Below are 20,705 nucleotides of genomic sequence, written 5' to 3' on the forward strand. Positions count from 1 at the left end.
CACCCTCACCGCCGCGGCGGTGGCCCTGCCCACCCCGGGCGACTCCATGACCAACAGCGGGGCGCACGGCTTCTCCGAGATCCTGTACGCCTACACCTCCGCCGCCAACAACAACGGCTCGGCCTTCGCCGGACTCGACGCGGACACCCAGTGGTTCAACACCACGCTCGGCATCGCGATGCTGCTGGGCCGGTTCCTGCCGATGGTGTTCGTGCTGGCGCTCGCGGGCTCGCTCGCGCAGCAGAGACCCGTACCGGTCACCGCGGGCACCCTGCGCACCGAGAAGCCGCTGTTCACCGGCCTGCTGGTGGGCGCCGTCCTGATCATCACCGGCCTCACCTACTTCCCGGCCCTCGCGCTGGGGCCGCTCGCCGAGGGGCTGGCGGCATGACCACCACCGACACGCACACGTACGAGGACCCGATGTCCACAGCCACCCCGGCCCGTACGCCGCACAGCGACGCACCCGCCGGGCACGAGCCCGCCGAGGACCGTGTCGGCGCGGGCCTCTTCGACCCGAAGCAACTGCTCAGGTCACTGCCCGACGCCTTCCGCAAGCTCGACCCGCGGGTGATGGTGAAGTCGCCCGTCATGTTCGTGGTCCTGATCGGCTCCGTCCTGACCACGGCGTTCTCCTTCCAGGACCCCGGCGACCCGTTCGGCTGGACGATCAGCGCCTGGCTCTGGCTGACGGTACTCTTCGCCAACCTGGCGGAGGCGGTGGCCGAGGGCCGTGGCAAGGCGCAGGCCGACACGCTGCGCAGGGCCAGGACCGACACCGTCGCCCGCCGGCTGGTGGGCGAGCGCGAGGAACGGGTCCCCGGTACCGGCTTGCGCATCGGTGACCTGGTGGTCTGCGAGGCCGGCGACATCGTCCCCGGTGACGGTGACGTCGTCGAGGGCGTGGCCTCCGTCGACGAGTCGGCGATCACGGGCGAGTCGGCCCCGGTCATCCGGGAGTCCGGCGGCGACCGCAGTGCGGTCACCGGCGGCACCAAGGTCCTCTCCGACCGCATCGTCATCGAGATCACGACGAGGCCCGGGGAGACCTTCATCGACCGGATGATCGATCTCGTCGAGGGCGCGGCCCGGCAGAAGACGCCCAACGAGATCGCGCTGAACGTCCTGCTCGCCTCGCTGACCATCGTCTTCCTGCTCGCCTGCGCCACGCTGCCGGCGTTCGCCGACCACGCGGGCACCCACCTGACCATGGTCGTCCTGGTGGCGCTGCTGGTCTGCCTGATCCCCACCACCATCGGCGCGCTGCTCTCCGCGATCGGCATCGCCGGCATGGACCGCCTGGTGCAGCGCAACGTGCTGGCCATGTCGGGCCGCGCGGTCGAGGCCGCCGGGGACGTCTCGACGCTGCTGCTGGACAAGACCGGCACGATCACGCTCGGCAACCGGCAGGCGGCGGAGTTCGTGCCGGTACGCGGCACCACCGAGGCCGAGCTCGTCGCTGCCGCCCGGCTCTCCTCGCTGGCCGACGAGACGCCCGAGGGCCGCTCGGTCGTCGTCCTGGCCGAGGAGGGGTACGGGCTGCGCGAGCTCCCACCCGTCTCCGACCACCACCCTTCCGAGGAAGCGCTCCGCCCCTCTCGGCCGGACGAGCTCGTGGGCGCCGAGTGGGTCGGGTTCACCGCACAGACCCGTATGTCGGGTGTGGACGTCGGCGGACGCTCGGTGCGCAAGGGCGCGGCGGGTTCCGTCATCGCCTGGGTCGAGGAGCGGGGCGGCACGGTGGCGGAGGACGCGGCCGCGGCCGCCGACCGCATCTCGGTGGCGGGCGGCACTCCGCTGCTGGTGGCGGTCGACGACGAGCGCGGGGCCCGTGTCCTGGGCGTCGTCCACCTCAAGGACGTGGTCAAGGAGGGCATGCGGGAGCGGTTCGCGGAACTGCGCCGCATGGGCATCAGGACCGTCATGATCACGGGGGACAACCCGCTGACGGCCCGGGCGATCGCCGAGGAGGCGGGCGTCGACGACTTCCTCGCCGAGGCCACCCCCGAGGACAAGATGGCCCTCATCGAGCGGGAGCAGGCGGGCGGCGGACTGGTCGCGATGACCGGCGACGGCACCAACGACGCCCCGGCCCTGGCCCGGGCGGACGTGGGCGTCGCCATGAACACCGGCACCTCGGCCGCCAAGGAGGCCGGGAACATGGTGGACCTGGACTCCGACCCCACCAAGCTCATCGAGATCGTGGAGATCGGCAAACAGCTGCTCATCACGCGCGGCGCGCTGACCACGTTCTCCATCGCCAACGACGTCGCCAAGTACTTCGCGATCATTCCGGCGCTGTTCGCGACGGTGTACCCGGGCCTGGACAAGATCGACATCATGCGGCTGTCCTCACCGGACTCCGCGATCCTCTCCGCGGTGATCTTCAACGCGCTGATCATCATCGCGCTGGTGCCGCTCGCCCTGAAGGGGGTGCGGTACCGCCCGGTGAGCGCGGACCGGATGCTGCGACGCAACCTCACCGTCTACGGCCTGGGCGGCCTGATCGCCCCGTTCCTCGGCATCAAACTCATCGACCTGATCGTCTCGACCGTCCCCGGGATCGGCTGAAGGACATGAACACCTCCCTCACTCACACCTCCCTCACGAACACCGCCCGGCTGCTCGGCGCGGGCCTGCGCGCCCTCCTCGCCCTGACCCTGGTCACCGGCGTCCTCTACCCGCTGGTCGTCACCGGCATCGCGCAGGGCCTGTTCCCCGGCAAGGCGAACGGCTCCGAGACCGAGGCGGACGGCAAGGTCGTCGGCTCGACCCTGATCGGGCAGTCGTACACCCTGCCGCCGCGGGAGGGCCGGCAGACCCCGCAGCCGGACCTGAGGTGGTTCCAGGGCCGCCCGCAGAACGGCCTCGGCACCAACAGCGTCAACACTCGCTACGACCTCATCCTGTCCGGAGCCACCAACCGCTCCGCGGACAACGAAGAGCTCGTCCAGTGGGTGAAGGACGCCAAGGCCGCCGTCATCGAGGACAACTCCGTGACCGGCTACACGGTCGAGCCCTCCCGGGTACCCGCCGACGCGGTCACCTCCTCCGGCTCCGGCCTGGACCCGCACATCTCCCCGCGGTACGCGGACATACAGACCCACCGGGTCGCGGAGAGGAACGGCCTGTCCGTCGCCCAGGTCGACGAGCTCGTCGACGAGCACACCGAGAACCGCACGCTCGGTTTCATCGGCGAGCCCCGGGTCAACGTGCTCGAACTGAACATCGCGCTCAGGAAACTCGTGGCCGGGAGCTGACGGGTGTACTCCGGACGGAGTCCGGCCGGCCGGAGAAGTGCCGTGCCGGCGTCGTGCGGACGGGGCGTGACCTGCGGTGGGCGTCCAACGGCAGCGTCAGGAGACGGCAGCGTGCAGGACGTCGGCGAGCTCGCCGGGCGCGGACAGCATCGGCCAGTGCCCGGTGGACAGGTCGAATCGCCGCCACGGCGGCCGGTTGAGGTGCGCCAGCATCGGCACCCCGGCATCCGGCTGTCCGGGCGGGGACCGCCGGAGCGGCGCGGTCGAGCTGGGCGAGGTGGGTGTCGAGGACGCGGACGGCCCAGGCGGTGTCGTCGCCGGGTTCCTGGCGGACGAGGTGCAGGGCCAGGCCGCCGACCACGGCGTGCAGCCGCTCGGCCTCGACGGGGATGTCGTCGGTGCCCACGGGCAGGGTCCGCACCGCTCGTTCACGCAGGGCGCGGAGGGCCTGGTGGACGGCGCGGTGGGTGGGGCGCAGGGCCGGGTCGGTCATGGCGGCCGTGCCCAGGGTGAGGTGGACCTCCATCTCCAGGCGTCGCTGCTCGTCCAGGGGCAGGAGCTCCAGCAGCATCCTCCTGGTCCACCGGCCGTCGTCCTCGGGGATCGCGGCGATCCGGGCCGCCATGCGCTCCATGACCATCTCGAACGCCTTGCTCCGCACGCTGGCCTGCGTGGGCGGGGTGTACCGCAGTGAGCTGGGCGGCAGCCCGGTCTCGGCGGCGATCCTGCGGACCGACAGGGCCGGGAGGCCGTCGCGGACCAGGACCTGCCAGGCCCGGCGCCCGGGGCCGACCGCGGTGTTCGCCGTCGCCATGGTCGCGAGCATGGCCGGCCTGGCCTACGCCATGGGGTCGCTGCCCGTCGGCACCGCCTACGCGGTCTGGGCCGGCATCGGCGCCGTGCTGACGGTGATGATCGCCGCCGCGCGGGGGCAGGACAGGCTGACGCCCCTGCGCGCGGCGTTGCTGGCCGGCCTGATCGGCTGCGTCATCGGGCTGAAGGCGGTGAGCTGAAAGCCCTGGATCGTTCTCTTCGCCAGTGCCGCGCTGGAGGCCGTGTGGGCCACCGCGCTGGGCGCCGGCGACGGCCTCACCGAGGCCGTCCCGACCGCGGTGTTCCTCGTCGCGCTCGCCCTGAGCATGGTCACCCTCGCCCACGTCGTGAAGCACATCCCCATCAGCGTCGCCTACGCGATCTGGAGCGGCGCCGGCGCCGCGCTCACGGTCACCTGGGCCCTGGCCACCGGCAGCGAGACGGTCGGCGTGCTCAAGCTGCTGTTCCTGGCCGGCATCGTCGCCTGCACAGCGGGCCTGAAACTGCTCAAGCCGCCCGCTGCGGAGTCGGAGGCGTGAGCCCCTGACGCTGCGACCGGCCCGCCATGGCCACCCTCGAGCCCGCGTACTCGCGTTCACCTGACGCGTTCGCTGACGGTCGATGGTGAACGCCTGCGTCGAGGTGGTCGTTCCGGCGGATGTGCGGCGGCGCGGCATCCGTCGGAGTAGTCTGACGGACACGGTACGTGACCATCCCCAGGGAGGTCGCCATCGTTGTGGGGAGGCCGCCGATGGACAAGGGCATGGTGCTGCCTGAGCTGCTGGAGGGCTTGGGGTTGGATCCCGGGGCGGAGGAAGGCCGCCGGTGGGCGGTGCGGTGCGCGCACGCGCTGGGGCTGGAGGGGATAGCGGTACACATGCAGCCGGGGGAGGAGCTGGTGTGGTTCAGTGACGACACCAGTGCGCGGCTGGCGGATGCCCAGTTCACCCTGGGGCAGGGGCCCGGCCTGGACGAGGACGAGGCCGAGGTGCCCCTCCAGGTCGCCGATGTCCGCACGTCCGCGGACCACCGGTGGCAGCAGTTCGCTGCCGAGGCCGAGATCCTGGGCGTGCGGGCGGTGTTCGTATGGCCGCTGCGCTCCGGGGCGGCCCGGCTGGGAACGCTGACCGGCTACCGGAGCACACCGGGGACGCTGACCACGCAGCAGGCGCAGGACGGACTGGCCATGGCCGACGTCCTGGCCGGGCGGCTGCTGTCCTGGCACCCGGGCAGCACGGCGCCCGGCGACGGCCCGGGGACGGCGGGCGTGCTGGAGCTGCACCGGGCCGAGGTGCACCAGGCCACCGGCGTGCTCAGCTACCAACTCGGGGTGCCGATGGACGAGGCACTGGCGCACTTGCGCGCCCGGGCGTTCGCCGCCGGCCAGCCCCTGACCGACGTCGCCCGCGCGCTGTTGAGCCAGCTGCCGTCGACGTGACCATGCTGCCCCGGCCGGACCCCGACGGCGGCGCGCAGCGGCACAAGAACCATCGGGACGAGGAGAACAGGACATGCGCAGGGAAGAACAGATCGCCCGGACGTTCGTGGAGCTCGCCGACACCCTGGTCGACGACTTCGACGTCATCGACTTCCTGCACCAGTTGACCAGGCGCTGCTGTGAGATCTTCTCCGTCGCCGACGCCGCGGTCCTGCTCGCCTACCCCGGCGACCGCCTGCACAGCCCCGCCCCGTGCAACCCCGGCCCCGTACTGGCCGAGGTGCTGCACACGGCACTGAGCGAAGGCCCCGCCATGAACGCCTACCGCACCGGCAATACGGCCGTCTCCATCAGTCTGGCCGACCCCGGCCCCGACCCCGACACCGGCGCGGACCGGGACGGCTTCACCGCACGAGCGCACCGGGCCGGTTACACCCACGCCTGCGCCGTACCCCTGCGCCTGCGCGGACAGACCCTCGGCAGCCTGCTGTTGCTCACCACCACCGCCCACCCCCTGCCCGCCCACGACCTCACCATGGCCCGCGCGTTCGCCGACGCCGCCACCATCGGCCTCCTGCACGCCCGCACCCTGCAGCACACCGAGACCGTCAACGCACATCTCCATACCGCCCTGCACAGCCGCATCACCATCGAACAGGCCAAGGGACTGCTCGCCGCCCGCCGCCGCATCCCCCTCGACGCCGCCTTCAACGTCATGCGGCGCCACGCCCGCCACCACCGCCTCCTCCTCACCCACGTCGCCCACCACGTCATCACCACCGGCGACCTCCCCCCGGCCACCCCCAGCGGCCCGCGCTCCTCCGCCGAGCCCCGGCCTCGCACCCCGACGGAAGACACCCCCACCGACTGAACCCGCCCCGCCACCCACCGCGGCCGGTCACCGCGCCGGGCCGGCGGTGATGCTCCCCGATGGCACCGGAGCGGTCACCCGTCGTAGAGTCGCCGCCGTCCGCCACTCGAAGGAGACTTCCGCAATGTCCGTTCCCCAGTCCGTGGACCGCGCGCTGACCTTGCTGGACGCGGTGGCCGACGCTAAGGGACCGCTCAACGCGAAGGCGCTCGCCCGGCTCGCGGACTGTTCGCTGTCCACCGTGTACCACCTGCTGGGACCGCTGACCGCACGCGGCTACCTGACCCGCGGTCCCGAGGGGTACGTCCCGGGCCCCCGTGTTCCCGCCCTGCACCGGTCCTTCCGGCGGCACCTGGGTGCCGGGGGCGGCGCCGTCGCCGCGCTGCTTGCACAGGTACGGCAGGCCACCGGTGCCGAGGCGTACTTCACCGCGTACAGCGACGGCCGGATCGCCGTGGTCGACACCACGGTGTCCCTCACCGACTCCGACAGTCCCTGGACACCCGGACTGGAGACCCGCGCACACGCGACCGCGCACGGCAAGGTCCTGCTGGCGTCACTGTCCCGGGCCGCCCGCCGTCGCTACTTCGCCGCTCATGGCATGGCACGCCTCACCGAGCGCACCATCACCGACGAGGAGCGTTTTGAAGCGGAGGTGGCCGGCGTCCGGTCCCGGGGGATGGCGGTATCCATCGGCGAGACCGACCCGGCCCACACGTGCCTCGCCGTGCCACTGCCCGGCCGGCCGGACCACGCGCTGTCCGTCTCGCTCCCCGTCGCAGACTTCCGGCGTCACGGCGGTGAGGTCGGCTCTCTCCTCGCGCTCGCCGCGGCCTCGTTTCCGGCCGTGCCGGAATGACCCGGCGCGCCGCTGGCCCGACGGGTGCGCGCGTCCCAGGATGGACCCATGATTTTCATCGCCGTACGGTTCACCGTCCGTCCCGAGCACACCGACGAGTGGTTGTCCCTGGTGGGTCCGTTCACCGAAGCCACGCGTGCCGAGCCGGGCAACCTCTTCTTCGACTGGTCGCGCAGCGTCGACGACCCGCACTCCTACACGCTGCTGGAAGGCTTCGCCGACGACGCGGCGGGCGCGGCGCATGTGCAGTCCGAGCACTTCAAGGCCGGACTGGCCACCATGGCGGGCGCGATCGCCGGGACGCCCGAGATCATCCACGCCAGCCTCCCCGACCAGGACGGCTGGGGCGCGATGGCCGAACTCGCTCCTCGGGACTGACCGGGGCCGCCGGGTGCCCGAGGCGTTGTACGCCTGCAGGACCGGTCCGCCGGCGGTGGGCGAACGGTGGCCGTTCACACGGTGCCGGTGACGCGGAACACCGGCCAGCCGATCTCCGTGCGCCAGTGGGCCGCGACCGGGGTGTCGCGCGGGCCGCGTAGGTAGGTCTCGTGAACCGGCCCGGCCACGGCGAGGGCGTGGTCGGCCACCCACCTGCCGAGCTCGCCGTAGGTCACGTCGATCGTGTCGTGGACACCCGCATGCACGGCGACCGCGAGTTCCGCCCCCGGCAGTTCGGTGCCGCGGACCCGCCCCACGGCCGGTACGGGCGCGGCGACCGGGACGTACACGAGGACGCGCCCCCGCCCCTCGGTGAACAGCGCGTTGTCGTAGAGCCCGCCGACAGGTCCCACCGGTTCACGGACGGCCGCGTCGAGTTCGGCCATCGCGCCCGCGTACCAGACGAGCACGTCCGCGTGGGCGACGGTGGCTTCCACCGCGGCCACGCGCCGTGCGGGCACCTGCCGCAGCTCGACGGCGACGTCGGCCGGCTCGGGGCGCAACAGCCGGTGCAGGGAGGCGACGGCCGCCTGGGTGCGCGCCAGCTGGTCCTCCAGGCGTTGGAGGTGTTCGGTCACGTACGCCGCGCGCGCGGCCGGGTCCGGTGCGAGGAGGATCCGCCGGACGTCCGCGAGCGGCACGTCGAGCTCCCGCAGTTGGGAGATCACCTGCGCGGTGGGGATCTGGGCGGCGTCGTAGTACCGGTAGCTGCTCGACGGGTCCACGTGGGCCGGTTCCAGCAGCCCCGCCTCGTGGTAGCGGCGCAGGGTCCGGACGCTCAGGTGGGTCATCTGCGCGAATTCACCGATCGTCAGCACGCGTTCCACTATGCACCCTCCCGCGGGGGGAGGGTCGAGGAGTTTGACCCTCCTGGCGTGGAGGGCCGCACGCTCATGTGCATGGCCACCACGACATCGCCTTCTCCCGATCTCGCCCTCGACTCCGACCTCAAGGGGCGCCTCGCCCTCGTCACCGGCGCAGGCCGGGGCACCGGCGCCGCGATCGCGGCACGTCTTCGCGCGGCCGGGGCCACCGTGCTCGCCACGGCGCGCACAGCACCCGCGGACACCGCCCACGAACAGTTCTTCGTCGCTGCCGACCTGACGACGCCCGAGGGCGTCGACACCGTCGTCACCGCCGTACGCGAGCGGCTCGGCACCCTCGACATCCTCGTGCACACGCTCGGCGGATCCCAGTCGCCCGCCGGCGGGTTCGCCGCCCTGACCGAGGAGCACTGGCAGGGCGAACTGGCACTCAACCTGCTGGCCGCGGTCCGCCTGGACCGCGCGCTGCTGCCGGGCATGCGCCGGGCCGGCCACGGCGCCGTCATCCACGTCTCGTCCATCCAGCGCCGGCTGCCCCTCTTCGACGCCACACTCGGCTACGCCGCGGCCAAGGCGGCGCTGACCACCTACAGCAAGGGGCTCGCCCGTGAGCTGGCCCCGCACGGAGTGCGCGTCAACGTCGTCTCCCCGGGCGCGATCGAGACCGGAGCGGCTTCGGCCCTCGTCGCCCGTATCGCCGAGTCCCAGGCCCTGGACCACGCGGCAGCCTGGGAGCAGGTCCTGTCGGCCCTCGGCGGAATACCCCTCGGCCGACCCGCGCGCCCCGAGGAGGTGGCCGAGCTCGTCGCCTTCCTCGTCTCCGACCGGGCCGGCGCCATCACCGGTGCCGAGCACACGATCGACGGCGGCACCGTCCCCACCGTCTAGGACCGCACCGTCCAGGACCGCCCACACCGGCGGCGACATCCAAGGTGACAAGGCGACATCCAAGGTGACAAGGAGAGAGATGACTGCGACCCCGACCGGCTTCGACCGCCTGCCGGATACCGTCAGGGCCTACCTCGACGCACACGCCCGAGGCGCCGTACCGGCGGCGGCCGAGTGCTTCACCCCGGCCGCGGTGGTCGTGGACGACGGCAGTACCTGGCGCGGCCGCGCACACATCCGCGACTGGCTCAGCCGCTCCTCGACCACGTACACCTACACCACCACTCCCACCGCCGCCGTCCGGCGCGGTACGGACGACTGGGAGGTGACCCAGCGCATCGAAGGGAACTTCCCCGGCGGCGTCGCCGACCTCGCGTACGGCTTCACCCTCGACGACGCGCGCATCACCACACTCGTCATCAGCCCCGCGTAACCTTCCGGCATGACGTCAGCACTGCCCCGGTTCCCGCCGTATCCGATCCGTGGTGTCCGCGTGCTGCACCGGAAGCAGAACTGCGCGCCGCACTTCGCGCAGATAGAGGTCGACTTCGAGCCCGCAGCCGAGGGCTTCGCCTTCGAGGTGGCCCAAGGGCTGACGGTGGAGTACGAACCCGCCGAGGACCTGCCACGCTTCTTCGCGGCTGTCGCCGCGGGGATCGAGGAGTTGTTGAGCGCACCCGAGCACGAAGCCGTGATCGCCACTCGGGTGGTGCTGCGGCACGCCCGCGCCGATACGTTCGGTTCCCACGAGTCGGCGTTCAGGATCGCGGGCTACCTCGCCGCCCGTCAGGCTATGGAGCGTACGGGCTCAGCGCCTCCGAACGGTGCCTCCTGAGGTGGTGCGGGCTCTTCGGCGAGGCCGACGAGGCCGACGAGCGGTCACCGCACGTGGAACGGCGGCGGCGGAGGGCGGGACCCCGTAGGTTCCCGCCCTCCGCCGCCGTCAGGTGGTCCCGGTGTCAGCCGAGGGTCCACTTCTGGTACGGGGCGCCGGTGCAGGTGCTGATCTGCAACCGGGTGCCGCTCCCCGTGGCGCCGGCCCGGGCCTCGAGGCACTTGTCCGAGACCGGGTTCACCAGGTCGTCCGCCTGGCTGTGCACCCACTGCTGGGCCTGGTTGCCGTTGCAGGTGACGATCTGTACCGGGGTGCCGTCCGCGGTGCCCGCGCCGGCCACGTCCAGGCACTTGTCGAAGGCCCGCACCGTGCCGTCGTCGTGGAAGGTCCACCGCTGGGCCGCGACGCCGGAGCAGTTGTGCAGCTGGACCGGGGTGCCGTCGGAGCTGTCGGCGTTCGCGATGTCCACGCACATGCCGTTCTGGCCGCGGATGACGCCGCTGAAGCCGGAGCCGTCGTCACCGCCGCCGTTGCCGCCCTCGGAGTCCTCGGAGGCCGTGACCCGGACGTAGTCGACGACCATCTGCTGCGGGAAGGAGGTCGAGGCGTCCGGGCTGCCGGGCCAGCTCCCGCCGACGGCCAGGTTGAGGAGCATGAAGAACGGGTGGTCGAAGACCCACTCGTCGCCGTTCACATCCTCCGGGACGAGGGTCTGGTAGTCCTGGCCGTCCACGGACCAGGTGATGCTTCCCGGGGCCCAGTCGACGGCGAAGACGTGGAAGTCGTCCGCGAACGCCCTGCCGTCGGGCAGCCGGTGGGAGCCGGTGACGCCCTCGCCGCCGGAGTAACCAGGGCCGTGGATGGTGCCGTGCACGGTGTCGGGCTCGTGGCCGACGTTCTCCATGATGTCGATCTCGCCGCTGTGCGGCCAGCCGTCGCTGGCGAAGTCGTCGCCGAGCATCCAGAAGGCCGGCCACATGCCCTGGCCGCGCGGAATCCTGATACGGGCCTCGTAGCGGCCGTACGCCTGGGTGAAGGTCTGCGCGGTGTTCAGCCGCGCGGAGGTGTACTCACACGTGCCGTACCAGCACCGCAGGTTCGGGTCGGTGTTCTCACGGGCCGTGATGACGAGGTTGCCGTCGCCGTCGAGGGCGGCGTTCTCGGTGCTGTCCGTGTAGTACTGCAGTTCGTTGTTGCCGCCGCCCGCGCCGCCGGTCTCCAACGTCCACTTCGAGCGGTCCGGCCCGCTGCCCGCGGGGCCGTCGAACTCGTCGGACCAGTCCTGCGCCGCGGCGGCGTTCTCCTCCGCGGCGGTCGCCCGGGAGGTGGGCGGCCCGGTCGTGAGGAAGAGGACTGCCGCAGCGACGGCGGTGCAGACCATGAAGACGAGCCCGCCGAGTGAATATCGGCGCAGGCGGTGAGCGGCCATGAACGAGCACCTTCTCTGTGGGGGGATGCGTGTGCTGTGCCGCGATGTTACGCATGGGACGTGGCGCGACCAACGGACCGGTCCTGCGCACCACTTCGCTGACCTGCGCTTATGCGAGAGGTCTAAGGGAACTGGGTGATCGGTTAAGGCGTGCTTGAGGTGGTGTTAAGGTCGGCCGCCCAAGCCTGCGCCCGTGCGCGTGGACGTCATGGCATCTCGAGGGCACATGACGACCGCACCGATCCGCCGACCGGCTGGAAACCGAGCAGACCGATGACCTCGCTCCGCTGAACGCCACCGGGAGCCGGTCGGTTTCCCCGGGCCGGAACCGCCTCCGGTGCCGGGGGCGCCGTAGCCCACGCGAGCCGCCCGCCGCCTCCCTGTGCCGTGGGTGTCTGTGCCGTCCGGCGGGGCATCCCTGGGGCCAGACGCTGAGTGGGCCATTCCGGGCGTGAGGTCCTCCTCGGGGAGGGACCGGTTCGGGCGGTGCGCCGGGGCGGGCGGGCTCCTACGGTGACCGTGCGCGGGTTCCGCTGCGAGAACGTGGCAGGGAGGGAAGGGCATGAGGGACGCACGCAGTGCAGGGACCGGAAAGCGACGGGTGGTGCCACCGGCGGCGAGGCGCCGAGCGGCCCTGTGGAGCCTGGCGGGCGGCACGGTACTGACCGCGACCGCCACCGCCGTGTTGATCACCGGGACCGTACCCCTGGCGGCCACCGGTGCCGACGGCCGGCCACCGGCCGGCGGCGCGCCGACCTCGACGGTCTCGTCGCCCGCGCCCACTGCGGACGGCAGGACCGGGCCCGGCCCGTGGCGTGATCCCCTGACGTCCGCGGAGATCGAAGGGGCGCAGCGACTGGCGCTCGCGGCGGACGCCGGCCTGCGCACGGCCGGCGAGAACGTCCGCAGGGAGCGGGGCGGGCCGCAGTACCTCGGCACCGATCTGGCCGAGAGCCCACCGTCGGTCGGCGGCGCCTGGGAACGGAAGGTGGTGGTCCGCTTCTACGACTACGGGGACGACGTCCTGATCCACAAGACGGTCGACCTCCTCACGCAGAAGGTCGAGGGTTCCCGGAAGATACGCGGGGTCCAGCCTCCTCCCATCCAGGAGGAGACAGAGGAGGCGGCCGTGCTGCTGCTCGGCGACCGGCTCGGCGACGGCCTGCGGCAGGACTTCGCCAGGGCCACCGGCGTCGCACTCACCCGTGTCGAGCAGTTGCAGGTCCGGGGCGGGACGTACCGGTCGTACCCGTTGCGGGGCGACCAGCGGGGCCCGCTCCGCGCGTGCGGCACCGAGCGCTGCGTCCAGGTGTACAGCCGTGTGCCCGACGGCCCGCGGATCGACACCAGCGCCTACGTGATCAACCTCAGCGACCGCTCCGTGCACCGACTCCGAGCCAAGGGCGGAGGGCTCACCTCATGAAGAAAGTGTTCCGGCCCCTCACCACGGCCGCGTCCCTGGCGTTGCTGCTGCCGTCCGCACTGCCCGCCGCCGTGGCGGCGGACACCACGCGGACAGGTGCGGACGCCCGCGCAACCTTCGCCCGGCCGTGCAGCCCCGAGAACGTCATCGAACGCACGCTCAGGGGCGGCGGTACCTGGCGGATGTGCTGGCACGACACACGCCTGGAGGGGCTCGTACTGGAGGACGTCTCCTTCCAGCCCAGGGGGGAGGCGGAACCCGTCAGGATCCTGCACCGCGCATCCCTGGCGCAGATCCACGTCCCCTATGACAACGGCGCGGCCGAGTACATGGACCTCACCGAGGACCAGTTGGGGGCCCACGTCAATCCGCTCCGGCCCAAGGACTGTCCCGGTGGTGCCCTCAGGCGAGTCCGGAGCGCTCTCGCCAGGGAGGGTGAGACCGTCAGCGGTCTGTGCGTCACCACCCAGGAGCGTGGGTTCGCCTTCCACGGTGACAACGGTGACCTGCCCCGCAGCGAGCACACGGGAAATGAGGCCCAGCAGGGCCAGGACCTGGTCGTGTACACGGTCAACGAGGCCGGGCATTACCACTACATCAACCAGTGGAACTTCTCCGACGACGGCACGATCACACCGAAGCTGGGATCCGCCGGGAACCTCTCCCCGAGCGACTTCAACGCCTCGGACGGCACCGGCTGGCCGCTCGGCGAGGGCAGCAAGGCATACGCCACCAACCACTACCACAACGCCTTCTGGCGGCTGGTCTTCGACCCCGACGGCACACCGACCTCCCGGGTGGAGCAGTTCCGGACCCGGCAGACCGGCAACTCCCCGACGGAACCCAGGACCCCCCTGCACAAGACCACCAGGAACACCATCGACAAGGAGATGGGCGGTCTCACGGACGCGAACGCCCAGCACTGGTGGCGCGTCGTCAGCGGCAAGCACAAGAACGCCGACGGCCATCCGCGCTCCTGGGAGATCGTCCACCACAACCCCACCCGGTACAGCGGGCGGCCCTTCACCGAGAAGGACATCTACTTCACGGAGTACCGGGCGGGCGAACGGTACGCCAGCGACAACCTGCAGTCGCCCGAAGGCAGCCGCCTCGAGCACGTCGGACAGTTCGTCGACGGTGAGGCGCTGACGCGGCCCGTCACCTGGGTGCAGGTGGGATACCACCACATCCCGCGGGACGAGGACCAGGCGCCCATGCCGGTGCACTGGCAGAGCTTCCGCATCATTCCGCGCGACGTGACGGCGATGAACCCGCTCACGCCGGACCACCTGCGCCAGCCCCGCTACAACGGCGACGGCGGTCACGCAGCCCACCACCCGCCCTCCCACAAGGGCGACAAGTGAACCCCTGACCTGGGGCGGCAGGACCGGCCGGCGCCTGCCGCCCCAGCTCGTCCGACGACGCCGCTCCCGCAGGCGGGACCTTCGCACCAGGCCCTAGGAGGCCAGGGCATCGCGCGCGGTGCGGGCGCGGCGGTAATGGCTGACGAGCGAGGTGTCCTCGCCGGCCGAGCCGGCCCAGTCGTCGAATGCGGTACGGAGTGTGGCGGCGACGATCTCGACGAGGAGGCGGGTCTCGAGTGTCCTCGGTACGGCATCCGCGTCGTGGTCGTCGAGTCCGGCCAGGTAGTCGTCGCTCCCCTTCACCTGGGCGCGGAGTTGGTCGTCGTTCAGCACGAGGGCGTGGACGCGTTTCACGCGGGAGACGACGTCCAGGCTCGAGGTGGTGAACGCTGCCAGCGAAGCGGTGATCGACTCTTCGATCTCGAGCAGCGACGCACCGGCGACGAGGTCGGCCCGGAGCCCGGCGCTCAGCACCTGGGTCACCTGACGCGCCGAGTACAGGACGGTGTCGACCTTGGCCGGGAAGTACCGGAAGGCGGTACGGACGGACACGCCCGCGGAGGCGGCGATGTGCTCCATGGTCGTACCGGCGAAACCGTGGGATTCGAAGGCGTCGATGGCGGCGTCCTCGATCTCGCGCTCCGTCAGGGCGCGCCGCCGCGCTCGGAGCCCGACCGGCTTCTGTTCTTGACCCATGTGCGAGTCCATGTTCATCGGACGGAGTTCTTCTCGCCACGAAGGTGGCTCGTTCCATGACGCTCGTCAATGACCCGCGGTGCCCGCGCAACCTCTCGGCGGCATCATTTACTTAACGTTTCCTGAAACCCGCCGCACCTCGCCGAATATCTCGGCACTTGTCCCTCCTGCGTGTCGTCACGGGGGCTTCGCCGCGAACGTCCACGATTCCGGCCGGACTAGGGAGGCGCGGATCGGCCGCCGCCCGGCACCGGACGGCGCGCATCTCCCCCCCTCGAACGCCCACTCCTGGACAACTAGTTGACGTGTCATGTAGAACGATGACGCATCAACTAGTTCGGTTCGCGCGTCCATCCACTGCGAGGAGACTCTCCATGAGCACGTCGCCGAAGGTCGGCCTAGAGGCCCTGCTGACCCCCGAGGAAAGCGTTCTGGTGCTGATCGATCATCAGCCCTACCAGTTCGCCAACCTGCACAGCCACGAGCCGGCGTTGGTCGCCAACAACGTCGTGGGCCTGGCCAAGACGGCCAAGGGGTACGGCGTCCCGACGATCCTGACCACCGTCCTGGAGGACCGCGGCGGTAAGTTGATCCAGCCGCTCCAGGACGTCTTCCCGGACCAGAAGCCGATCGACAGGACGCTCATCAACACCTGGGAGGACCGGGCGGTGGTGGACGCCGTGAAGGCCACCGGGCGCAAGAAGCTGATCATCGCCGGCCTGTGGACGGAGGTCTGCGTGGCCATGCCCGCCCTTCAGGCGGCCGGCGAAGGCTTCGACGTCTACGTCGTCACCGACGCCTCCGGGGGCGTGTCGGCCGAGTCCCACGCCATGGCCGTGCAGCGCCTGATCCAGGCCGGGGTGGTCCCGATCACCTGGCTGGTGCTGTTGGGCGAGTGGCAGCGTGACCATGCCAGGACGGACCGCATCACCCCCGAGGACCAGCTGGAGGCACTGGGGTACGCCGGCGCCACCGGCATAGTGACCGTGTGGGAGCAGCAGCTCCTCAACACCCCGGTCACCGGTCCGATCGGAGCGTAACGGCGGGGCAGCGGGGGAGGGGAGGGGTGGGGCGGCGCCGGTTTCCGGGTGCCGCCCCACTTCCCCGTCGGATGTCGGACGGGTTCACGGAAAGTCCTGCAGTCGCCGGACCGGCGATGCTTCAACCATTTCACTACACTTGATCCCGTGGAAGACTCAGTGAACTGGTTGACGGCGGAAGAACAGCACGCGTGGCGGAACTTCGTCCGGCTGCATGAGCGGCTGATCGGCCGCTTGGCGCATCTGCTGCAGGCGGATTCCCGGTTGGCGGCTCCGGATTTCGCCGTCCTGGTTCACCTGACGGACGTGCCGGAGGGCAGGCGGCGCTATCAGGATCTCGCGCGGGCGCTGGAGTGGGAGAAGAGCCGGATGTCCCACCACATCACGCGCATGATCGGGCGGGGGCTGGTGGTGCGGGAGGACTGTCCTGAGGACGGGCGGGGGGCTTTCGCGGTGATCACGGAGAAGGGCCGTGAGGCCATCGAGGCGGCGGCTCCGCTGCACGTGCGGGCCGTACGTTCCCTCTTCCTGGACCACGTCACCGCAGCGGAACTGAGAACCCTGGCCGAGGTGTCCGTGCGCGTGGTGGAGAAGCTGGACGAGGACGGCTGACCGGCCGACACGGCAGGGGGGAAGCCCTCGCCTTCGTGCTCGTCCTGGTCCTGGTCCTCGTCCTCGCTCGTCCTAGTCCCAGTCGCCCGCCGGGAGCAGCACCATGTTGTGGGCGCCGATGGCGTCCACCAGCTCGTCGAACTTCTCGTCCGGCCAGGGCTCGGGGCGACGGCCCGCGGCGTCGCCGTACTCGAGGAAGAAGTTCTCCGGACCGGCGGGCGTGTAGAAGACCAGCAGCCGGGACGGCTCCGGGCTGGTGTTCTTGAAGGCGTGGCGCGTGCCCTTGGGCACGTAGACGAAGTCTCCGGTGCGGGCAGTGATTCTCTCGCTGCCGTTGAGGAACTCGAACTCTCCGGAGACGACGTAGAAGGCTTCGTCCTCCTTGGTGTGGATGTGCGGGGTGTTGCCGTGGTCGGGCTCGATGAGGCCGTCCATGAAGGCGAGGGTGCCGCCGGTCTGCGCGCCGGTCACCTTGACCGCGAACGTCTCGTGTCCGGTGAGTCGTACGACGCCCCCGTCCGCGCGGACGACGAAGCCGCGGGCCGACGTCCAGACCGGGTCGTCCTTGTCGGGGAGTGGCAGTTGGAGAGCCATGCTGTGATCCCTTCTCGTGCGGTCGTCCGTTCGCGGCGATGGGGGGTCCGACTTCCGCTGCGCGGGTGGCGACCGTCAGCGGTGACGCCCCGAAGGCCGCCCTGTCGGGCTCGGTGGCCCGAACCTGTTATTGATTGTAAGTCATTGAACGACGATCAACCAGAGGTTCCGGTCGCGACCGGCTGAGGTCCCTCGCCTACCCTGGTGGGAGTTCGACCGGTACGTGAGGAAGGGCCAGACGTGTCGCAACCCGCCCCAGGCAAGCCGCCGACCAAACGCCAACTGGCTGCCGAGCAGACACGTCAGAAACTGCTTCGTGCCGCGCTCGAGAGCTTCTCCCGTCGGCCTTACGCCGAAGTCACCGTCGGCGACATCGCCCGGTCGGCCGGGGTCGCCCACGGACTCCTGTCGCATCACTTCAACGGCAAGGAGAACCTCTACGCGGAGGTGGTGCGCGAGATCAGCCGCCGGCTCCGCTCGGCGACGAGCATCACCGCCGACGGGTCGAGCGGCGCACGCCTGCGCGGGCACTTCGCCGCACACCTGCGCTTCCTCGTCGACCACGAGGATGCTGCCTTGAACCTCATCCTGCGCAGGGGCGAAGCTGCGGACCTCGCCTGGGAGACGTTCGAAGTGGTCCGGAACGAGGGGACTCGAAGCATCTGTGCGCTGCTCGACCTCGACGCCGACGCCCCCGAACTGCGATTGCCCATGCGGGGGTTCAGCGCCGCCTGTGACGAAATGGCCCGCCAGTGGCTGACGGACGGCCACACGATGCCGGTCGAGGCACTGGTCGATCACTTCATCGTCTTCCTGGCGAGCGCGGTCCGGGCCGCCCACGACCGTGCGCCGGCGCCCGCCCTGCGCCGGGCCCTCGAGGAGCTCGAACACGGGACCGCCCACCGCCAGGACACGCTGCAGGCTTGACGTGGGCGGCCCGCACCCGAATCGGCGCAGGCCGCTCGCGGGTGGGCTGAGCAGCGGGTGTGGTCGCGGGTGCCCGCCGATCCGTTACCGCGGGATACCTTGGCAGTTGGCCTGGCCGGCGCTCTGACCGCCGTCGCCGGCCACTTCGCCGCCGGTGACGAACCGGGAGTCGTCGCGGGCGAGGAACAGGACGATGCCGGCGATGTCGTCCGGCCGGCCGACCCCCGTCGGAAGCCGTCCTCGGCGACCTGGAAGAGGGAGCCGCCGGCGACCGAGGCGCGCGCCACGGCACACCGTCGGGGCATCCCGCTGCCGCCCGCCGCGTCCTCACCGCACCAGCCGCAGCCGGTCCTCGCACCTGCCCACCCGAACCGTCTGTCCCCGTACCAGTTCCAGGGCGTCGCCCTCCACGCCGTCCCCGAAGGCGACGAGGCGTTCGGATTCGACGGTGAGGCGCAGGCGTCCGGCGGCGGAGAGTTCGCCGGCCACCAGGGACGTGCCGGTGGCCGGTGACGGCCATGCCTCGCGGACGAACCAGAGCAGGCGGTCCTCCGTGGGGCCGGGCAGGGACAGGGCGCTGTTCCGCTCCTGCCACACCGACCGGAGCCAGCCGGTGGCGCCGGTGCCCGTGCCCACCAGCACTCCTGAGGAGGCCTGGGCCTCGACGGCACCCCGGTCGCCGTCGAGGCCCAGGCGGTACCTGGCCGTCTGGTGGCCGACGGCGCCGAGGTAGATCTCGTTGAGCGCGACCAGCCGTTGGGTGTCGTCGGCGACGGCCTCGACCATGGTGAGCTCGTCCGCCCGGGCGGTGGGCGCGCCGCGCAGCAGCGTCGCCGCGTCGGCGGCCCGGTGCCGTACCAGCACGCCGGGGTTGCGTCCCGGCTCGGTGTCGAAGCCGAGCACCGGCTGCCCGGTGAGGTACTTGGCCGTATTGGCCACCAGCCCGTCCTGTCCCACCACGACCACGACGTCCTCCGGGGCGAACAGGAAGCGGTCCAGATCGGTCCGCTCCACCCGGGCCTGCCGCCACGCCAGCGGCACGGCGGCCGCCACCTCGGCCAGCGTCCGGTGCGCGCGGTGGTGGCGCTCGGTGACCTCTTTCAGGTCCTGGCCGCGGGAGGAGAGGAAGAAGGCGGCCTGTCCATGGCTGCCGTGCCGGGCCACCAGTTCCTCGTACTCCGTGGCGCGGTGGACCAGGACGGCCCGCGGGGCGAGACTCATCCTCGGGCCCCGCCGCCCCCGGCGCCCCCACCGCCCTCGCCGCCGAGCCTGGCCAGCAGCCCGGTCAGCACGTCGGGCGAGATGGTCACGCTGTCGATGTGCGGGAGGTTCTCCGCCAGCCGGGTGCCGGTGAGCGCGTGCAGTATCGCCACGTCGACATCGGCGTGGGCGCGCAGCCAGGCCGTCTGGGCCTCGGCCCGTGCCTGGCCGACCTCGCGCGCCGCCTGGGCCTCCGCGCGGGCGAGCGTGACGGAACGGGCGGCCTCGGCCTCGGCGAGCTCGACCGTGCGTTCCGCCTCGGCCCGCGTGCGCACCTTGTCCGCCGCCGCGCCCTCCTCCGCCTCGCGGCGCGCGTTCGCCCCGCGCTGCTCCACCAACTGCTCCTCACGCCGCGCGAGTTCGATCTGGCTGGCCAGCTCGTTCTCGGCGATGGCCCGCTCCCGCTCGACGGCGACGGCCCGCCGCTCGTACGTCGCCCGGTCGGCTTCCTGCTGGATCAGTTCCCGGGCGGGTGTCCGCAGCGCGCGTTCCACCTCCGCTTCGGGGCGCACCGCCATGACCCGTACGGCCACCACCTCGATTCCGGTGGCGGGCAGCCGCGGTTCGGTGCCGAGGCCGGCGGCGATCCGGTCGCGGACCGTGGCGATTCCGTCGGCCGGCACGTCGGACAGCGGCATGCGGGCCAGTACGTCCAGCGCGTGCTGCTGGGCCGTCTCGGTGAGCAGTGTGCCCAGTTGCTCCAGCGGGGCCCCGCGCCAGGTCCCGGTGTCGGGGTCGATGGAGAAGTCCAGGCGAGCGGCGGCGAGCGCCGGGTCGGCGACCCGGTAGGTGACCGTGGCCTGTACCGACACGTTCTGGTGGTCGGCGGTCCGGGCGTGGAAGGCCATGGTCAGTTCCCGGTCCCCGACCGGCACTTCGGAGAGTGCGGCGGTCAGAGGCCGGAACCAGAAGCTGAGTCCTTGCCCGTCGTGTACGAGCTTTCCGCCGCGGTGGTGGCGTATGTGAGCCGTGGGCGTGGAGCGCAGGTGGCGCCAGCCGGGGCGCCGGGTGATGTCGGCCATGGAGATACCCCCTTCTCGTCTGTAGGACGATAAGCGTGATCTCTATTCTCGTCAACGGGACGATAATTGCGACGGCTCAGCTCCGCCCGTCGCGGGTGAGGATCGCCCGCGG

At 71.4% G+C, this 20,705-nt stretch carries 25 protein-coding genes; 17 read left to right on the plus strand and 8 right to left on the minus strand.

Annotated elements, in window-relative coordinates; all coding sequences use genetic code 11:
* From UW392_RS55015 to UW392_RS55025, 3 genes are all read left to right on the plus strand, one after another.
* On the plus strand, window positions 1-391 hold a 391-nt coding region (locus tag UW392_RS55015), incomplete at its 5' end, for a potassium-transporting ATPase subunit KdpA (RefSeq protein WP_320783012.1).
* Window positions 392-423: 32 nt separating this feature from the next.
* The gene (gene kdpB, locus UW392_RS55020) at window positions 424-2,571 is read left to right on the plus strand and encodes a potassium-transporting ATPase subunit KdpB (protein WP_320783052.1); all 2,148 of its coding nucleotides are present in this window, start codon (window positions 424-426) and stop codon (window positions 2,569-2,571) included.
* A 5-nt stretch (window positions 2,572-2,576) separates the two neighbouring features.
* Window positions 2,577-3,260: a potassium-transporting ATPase subunit C gene (locus UW392_RS55025; RefSeq protein ID WP_320783013.1), complete on the plus strand. Its 684-nt coding sequence runs from the start codon at window positions 2,577-2,579 to the stop codon at window positions 3,258-3,260.
* Here the strand turns inward: UW392_RS55025 and UW392_RS55030 are convergent.
* Window positions 3,235-4,074, minus strand: a complete 840-nt coding sequence (locus tag UW392_RS55030; protein WP_320783014.1) for a TetR family transcriptional regulator C-terminal domain-containing protein — start codon at window positions 4,072-4,074, stop codon at window positions 3,235-3,237. The two genes, UW392_RS55025 and UW392_RS55030, sit on opposite strands and share 26 nt — an antisense overlap.
* 10 nt (window positions 4,075-4,084) lie before the next feature.
* Between UW392_RS55030 and UW392_RS55035 the strand changes: the two genes are divergently transcribed.
* The 6 genes from UW392_RS55035 (at window position 4,085) to UW392_RS55060 (ending at window position 7,619) form a co-directional block, all read left to right on the plus strand.
* A complete protein-coding gene (locus UW392_RS55035) occupies window positions 4,085-4,273 on the plus strand; it encodes a DMT family transporter (protein WP_320783015.1) in 189 nt (62 codons plus the stop codon).
* 9 nt (window positions 4,274-4,282) lie between these two features.
* A complete protein-coding gene (locus tag UW392_RS55040) occupies window positions 4,283-4,612 on the plus strand; it encodes a DMT family transporter (RefSeq protein ID WP_320783053.1) in 330 nt (109 codons plus the stop codon).
* 167 nt (window positions 4,613-4,779) lie between these two features.
* The gene (locus tag UW392_RS55045; RefSeq protein WP_320783016.1) at window positions 4,780-5,511 is read left to right on the plus strand and encodes an ANTAR domain-containing protein; all 732 of its coding nucleotides are present in this window, start codon (window positions 4,780-4,782) and stop codon (window positions 5,509-5,511) included.
* Window positions 5,512-5,584: 73 nt separating this feature from the next.
* A complete protein-coding gene (locus UW392_RS55050) occupies window positions 5,585-6,382 on the plus strand; it encodes a GAF and ANTAR domain-containing protein (RefSeq protein ID WP_320783017.1) in 798 nt (265 codons plus the stop codon).
* 124 nt (window positions 6,383-6,506) lie between these two features.
* Window positions 6,507-7,241, plus strand: coding sequence for an IclR family transcriptional regulator (locus tag UW392_RS55055; protein WP_320783018.1), 735 nt, complete (start codon window positions 6,507-6,509; stop codon window positions 7,239-7,241).
* 48 nt (window positions 7,242-7,289) lie between these two features.
* On the plus strand, window positions 7,290-7,619 hold the full coding sequence (locus UW392_RS55060) for a putative quinol monooxygenase (protein ID WP_320783019.1): 330 nt from the start codon (window positions 7,290-7,292) through the stop codon (window positions 7,617-7,619).
* A gap of 74 nt (window positions 7,620-7,693) precedes the next feature.
* Here UW392_RS55060 and UW392_RS55065 read toward each other — a convergent pair whose 3' ends face one another.
* Entirely contained in the window at window positions 7,694-8,497 is an 804-nt protein-coding gene (locus UW392_RS55065) for a MerR family transcriptional regulator (RefSeq protein ID WP_320783020.1), read from the minus strand.
* Between the two features lie 81 nt (window positions 8,498-8,578).
* Between UW392_RS55065 and UW392_RS55070 the strand changes: the two genes are divergently transcribed.
* The 3 genes from UW392_RS55070 (at window position 8,579) to UW392_RS55080 (ending at window position 10,226) form a co-directional block, all read left to right on the plus strand.
* Window positions 8,579-9,391, plus strand: a complete 813-nt coding sequence (locus UW392_RS55070; RefSeq protein WP_320783021.1) for an SDR family oxidoreductase — start codon at window positions 8,579-8,581, stop codon at window positions 9,389-9,391.
* A gap of 79 nt (window positions 9,392-9,470) precedes the next feature.
* Window positions 9,471-9,824, plus strand: a complete 354-nt coding sequence (locus UW392_RS55075; protein WP_320783022.1) for a nuclear transport factor 2 family protein — start codon at window positions 9,471-9,473, stop codon at window positions 9,822-9,824.
* Window positions 9,825-9,833: 9 nt separating this feature from the next.
* Entirely contained in the window at window positions 9,834-10,226 is a 393-nt protein-coding gene (locus UW392_RS55080) for a hypothetical protein (RefSeq protein ID WP_320783023.1), read from the plus strand.
* 124 nt (window positions 10,227-10,350) lie between these two features.
* Here the strand turns inward: UW392_RS55080 and UW392_RS55085 are convergent, their stop codons facing one another.
* Window positions 10,351-11,655, minus strand: a complete 1,305-nt coding sequence (locus UW392_RS55085; RefSeq protein WP_320783024.1) for a ricin-type beta-trefoil lectin domain protein — start codon at window positions 11,653-11,655, stop codon at window positions 10,351-10,353.
* A 562-nt stretch (window positions 11,656-12,217) separates the two neighbouring features.
* Here UW392_RS55085 and UW392_RS55090 point away from each other — a divergent pair.
* The gene (locus UW392_RS55090) at window positions 12,218-13,078 is read left to right on the plus strand and encodes a Tat pathway signal sequence domain protein (RefSeq protein ID WP_320783025.1); all 861 of its coding nucleotides are present in this window, start codon (window positions 12,218-12,220) and stop codon (window positions 13,076-13,078) included.
* Window positions 13,075-14,442, plus strand: a complete 1,368-nt coding sequence (locus UW392_RS55095) for a copper amine oxidase (RefSeq protein ID WP_320783026.1) — start codon at window positions 13,075-13,077, stop codon at window positions 14,440-14,442. Before UW392_RS55090 ends, UW392_RS55095 begins: the two co-directional genes overlap by 4 nt.
* A gap of 93 nt (window positions 14,443-14,535) precedes the next feature.
* On the opposite strand, the gene UW392_RS55100 is transcribed toward UW392_RS55095, so the two are convergent.
* Window positions 14,536-15,138 carry a TetR/AcrR family transcriptional regulator gene (locus UW392_RS55100; RefSeq protein ID WP_320783027.1) on the minus strand — a complete coding sequence of 201 codons (603 nt, stop codon included), beginning with the start codon at window positions 15,136-15,138 and terminating at the stop codon, window positions 14,536-14,538.
* 374 nt (window positions 15,139-15,512) lie between these two features.
* On the opposite strand from UW392_RS55100, the gene UW392_RS55105 reads away from it, so the two are divergent.
* Both UW392_RS55105 and UW392_RS55110 read left to right on the plus strand, forming a co-directional pair.
* Window positions 15,513-16,178 carry a hydrolase gene (locus UW392_RS55105; RefSeq protein WP_320783028.1) on the plus strand — a complete coding sequence of 222 codons (666 nt, stop codon included), beginning with the start codon at window positions 15,513-15,515 and terminating at the stop codon, window positions 16,176-16,178.
* Window positions 16,179-16,325: 147 nt separating this feature from the next.
* The gene (locus UW392_RS55110) at window positions 16,326-16,790 is read left to right on the plus strand and encodes a MarR family winged helix-turn-helix transcriptional regulator (RefSeq protein WP_320783029.1); all 465 of its coding nucleotides are present in this window, start codon (window positions 16,326-16,328) and stop codon (window positions 16,788-16,790) included.
* A gap of 72 nt (window positions 16,791-16,862) precedes the next feature.
* On the opposite strand, the gene UW392_RS55115 is transcribed toward UW392_RS55110, so the two are convergent.
* The gene (locus UW392_RS55115; protein ID WP_320783030.1) at window positions 16,863-17,384 is read right to left on the minus strand and encodes a cupin domain-containing protein; all 522 of its coding nucleotides are present in this window, start codon (window positions 17,382-17,384) and stop codon (window positions 16,863-16,865) included.
* 240 nt (window positions 17,385-17,624) lie between these two features.
* Between UW392_RS55115 and UW392_RS55120 the strand changes: the two genes are divergently transcribed.
* Window positions 17,625-18,311 carry a helix-turn-helix domain-containing protein gene (locus tag UW392_RS55120; protein ID WP_320783031.1) on the plus strand — a complete coding sequence of 229 codons (687 nt, stop codon included), beginning with the start codon at window positions 17,625-17,627 and terminating at the stop codon, window positions 18,309-18,311.
* Between the two features lie 84 nt (window positions 18,312-18,395).
* Here the strand turns inward: UW392_RS55120 and UW392_RS55125 are convergent, their stop codons facing one another.
* From UW392_RS55125 to UW392_RS55135, 3 genes are read right to left on the minus strand one after another with little or no spacing between them, the layout of a single operon-like run.
* The gene (locus UW392_RS55125) at window positions 18,396-18,605 is read right to left on the minus strand and encodes an SDR family oxidoreductase (RefSeq protein ID WP_320783032.1); all 210 of its coding nucleotides are present in this window, start codon (window positions 18,603-18,605) and stop codon (window positions 18,396-18,398) included.
* Window positions 18,606-18,638: 33 nt separating this feature from the next.
* The gene (locus UW392_RS55130; protein ID WP_320783033.1) at window positions 18,639-19,532 is read right to left on the minus strand and encodes a hypothetical protein; all 894 of its coding nucleotides are present in this window, start codon (window positions 19,530-19,532) and stop codon (window positions 18,639-18,641) included.
* Complete coding sequence (locus tag UW392_RS55135) at window positions 19,529-20,593, minus strand: SPFH domain-containing protein (protein ID WP_320783034.1); 1,065 nt, start codon at window positions 20,591-20,593, stop codon at window positions 19,529-19,531. The genes UW392_RS55130 and UW392_RS55135 overlap by 4 nt, the downstream gene beginning before the upstream one ends.
* Window positions 20,594-20,705 lie beyond the last annotated feature (112 nt).

The organism is Streptomyces sp. CRN 30 (assembly GCF_034105845.1).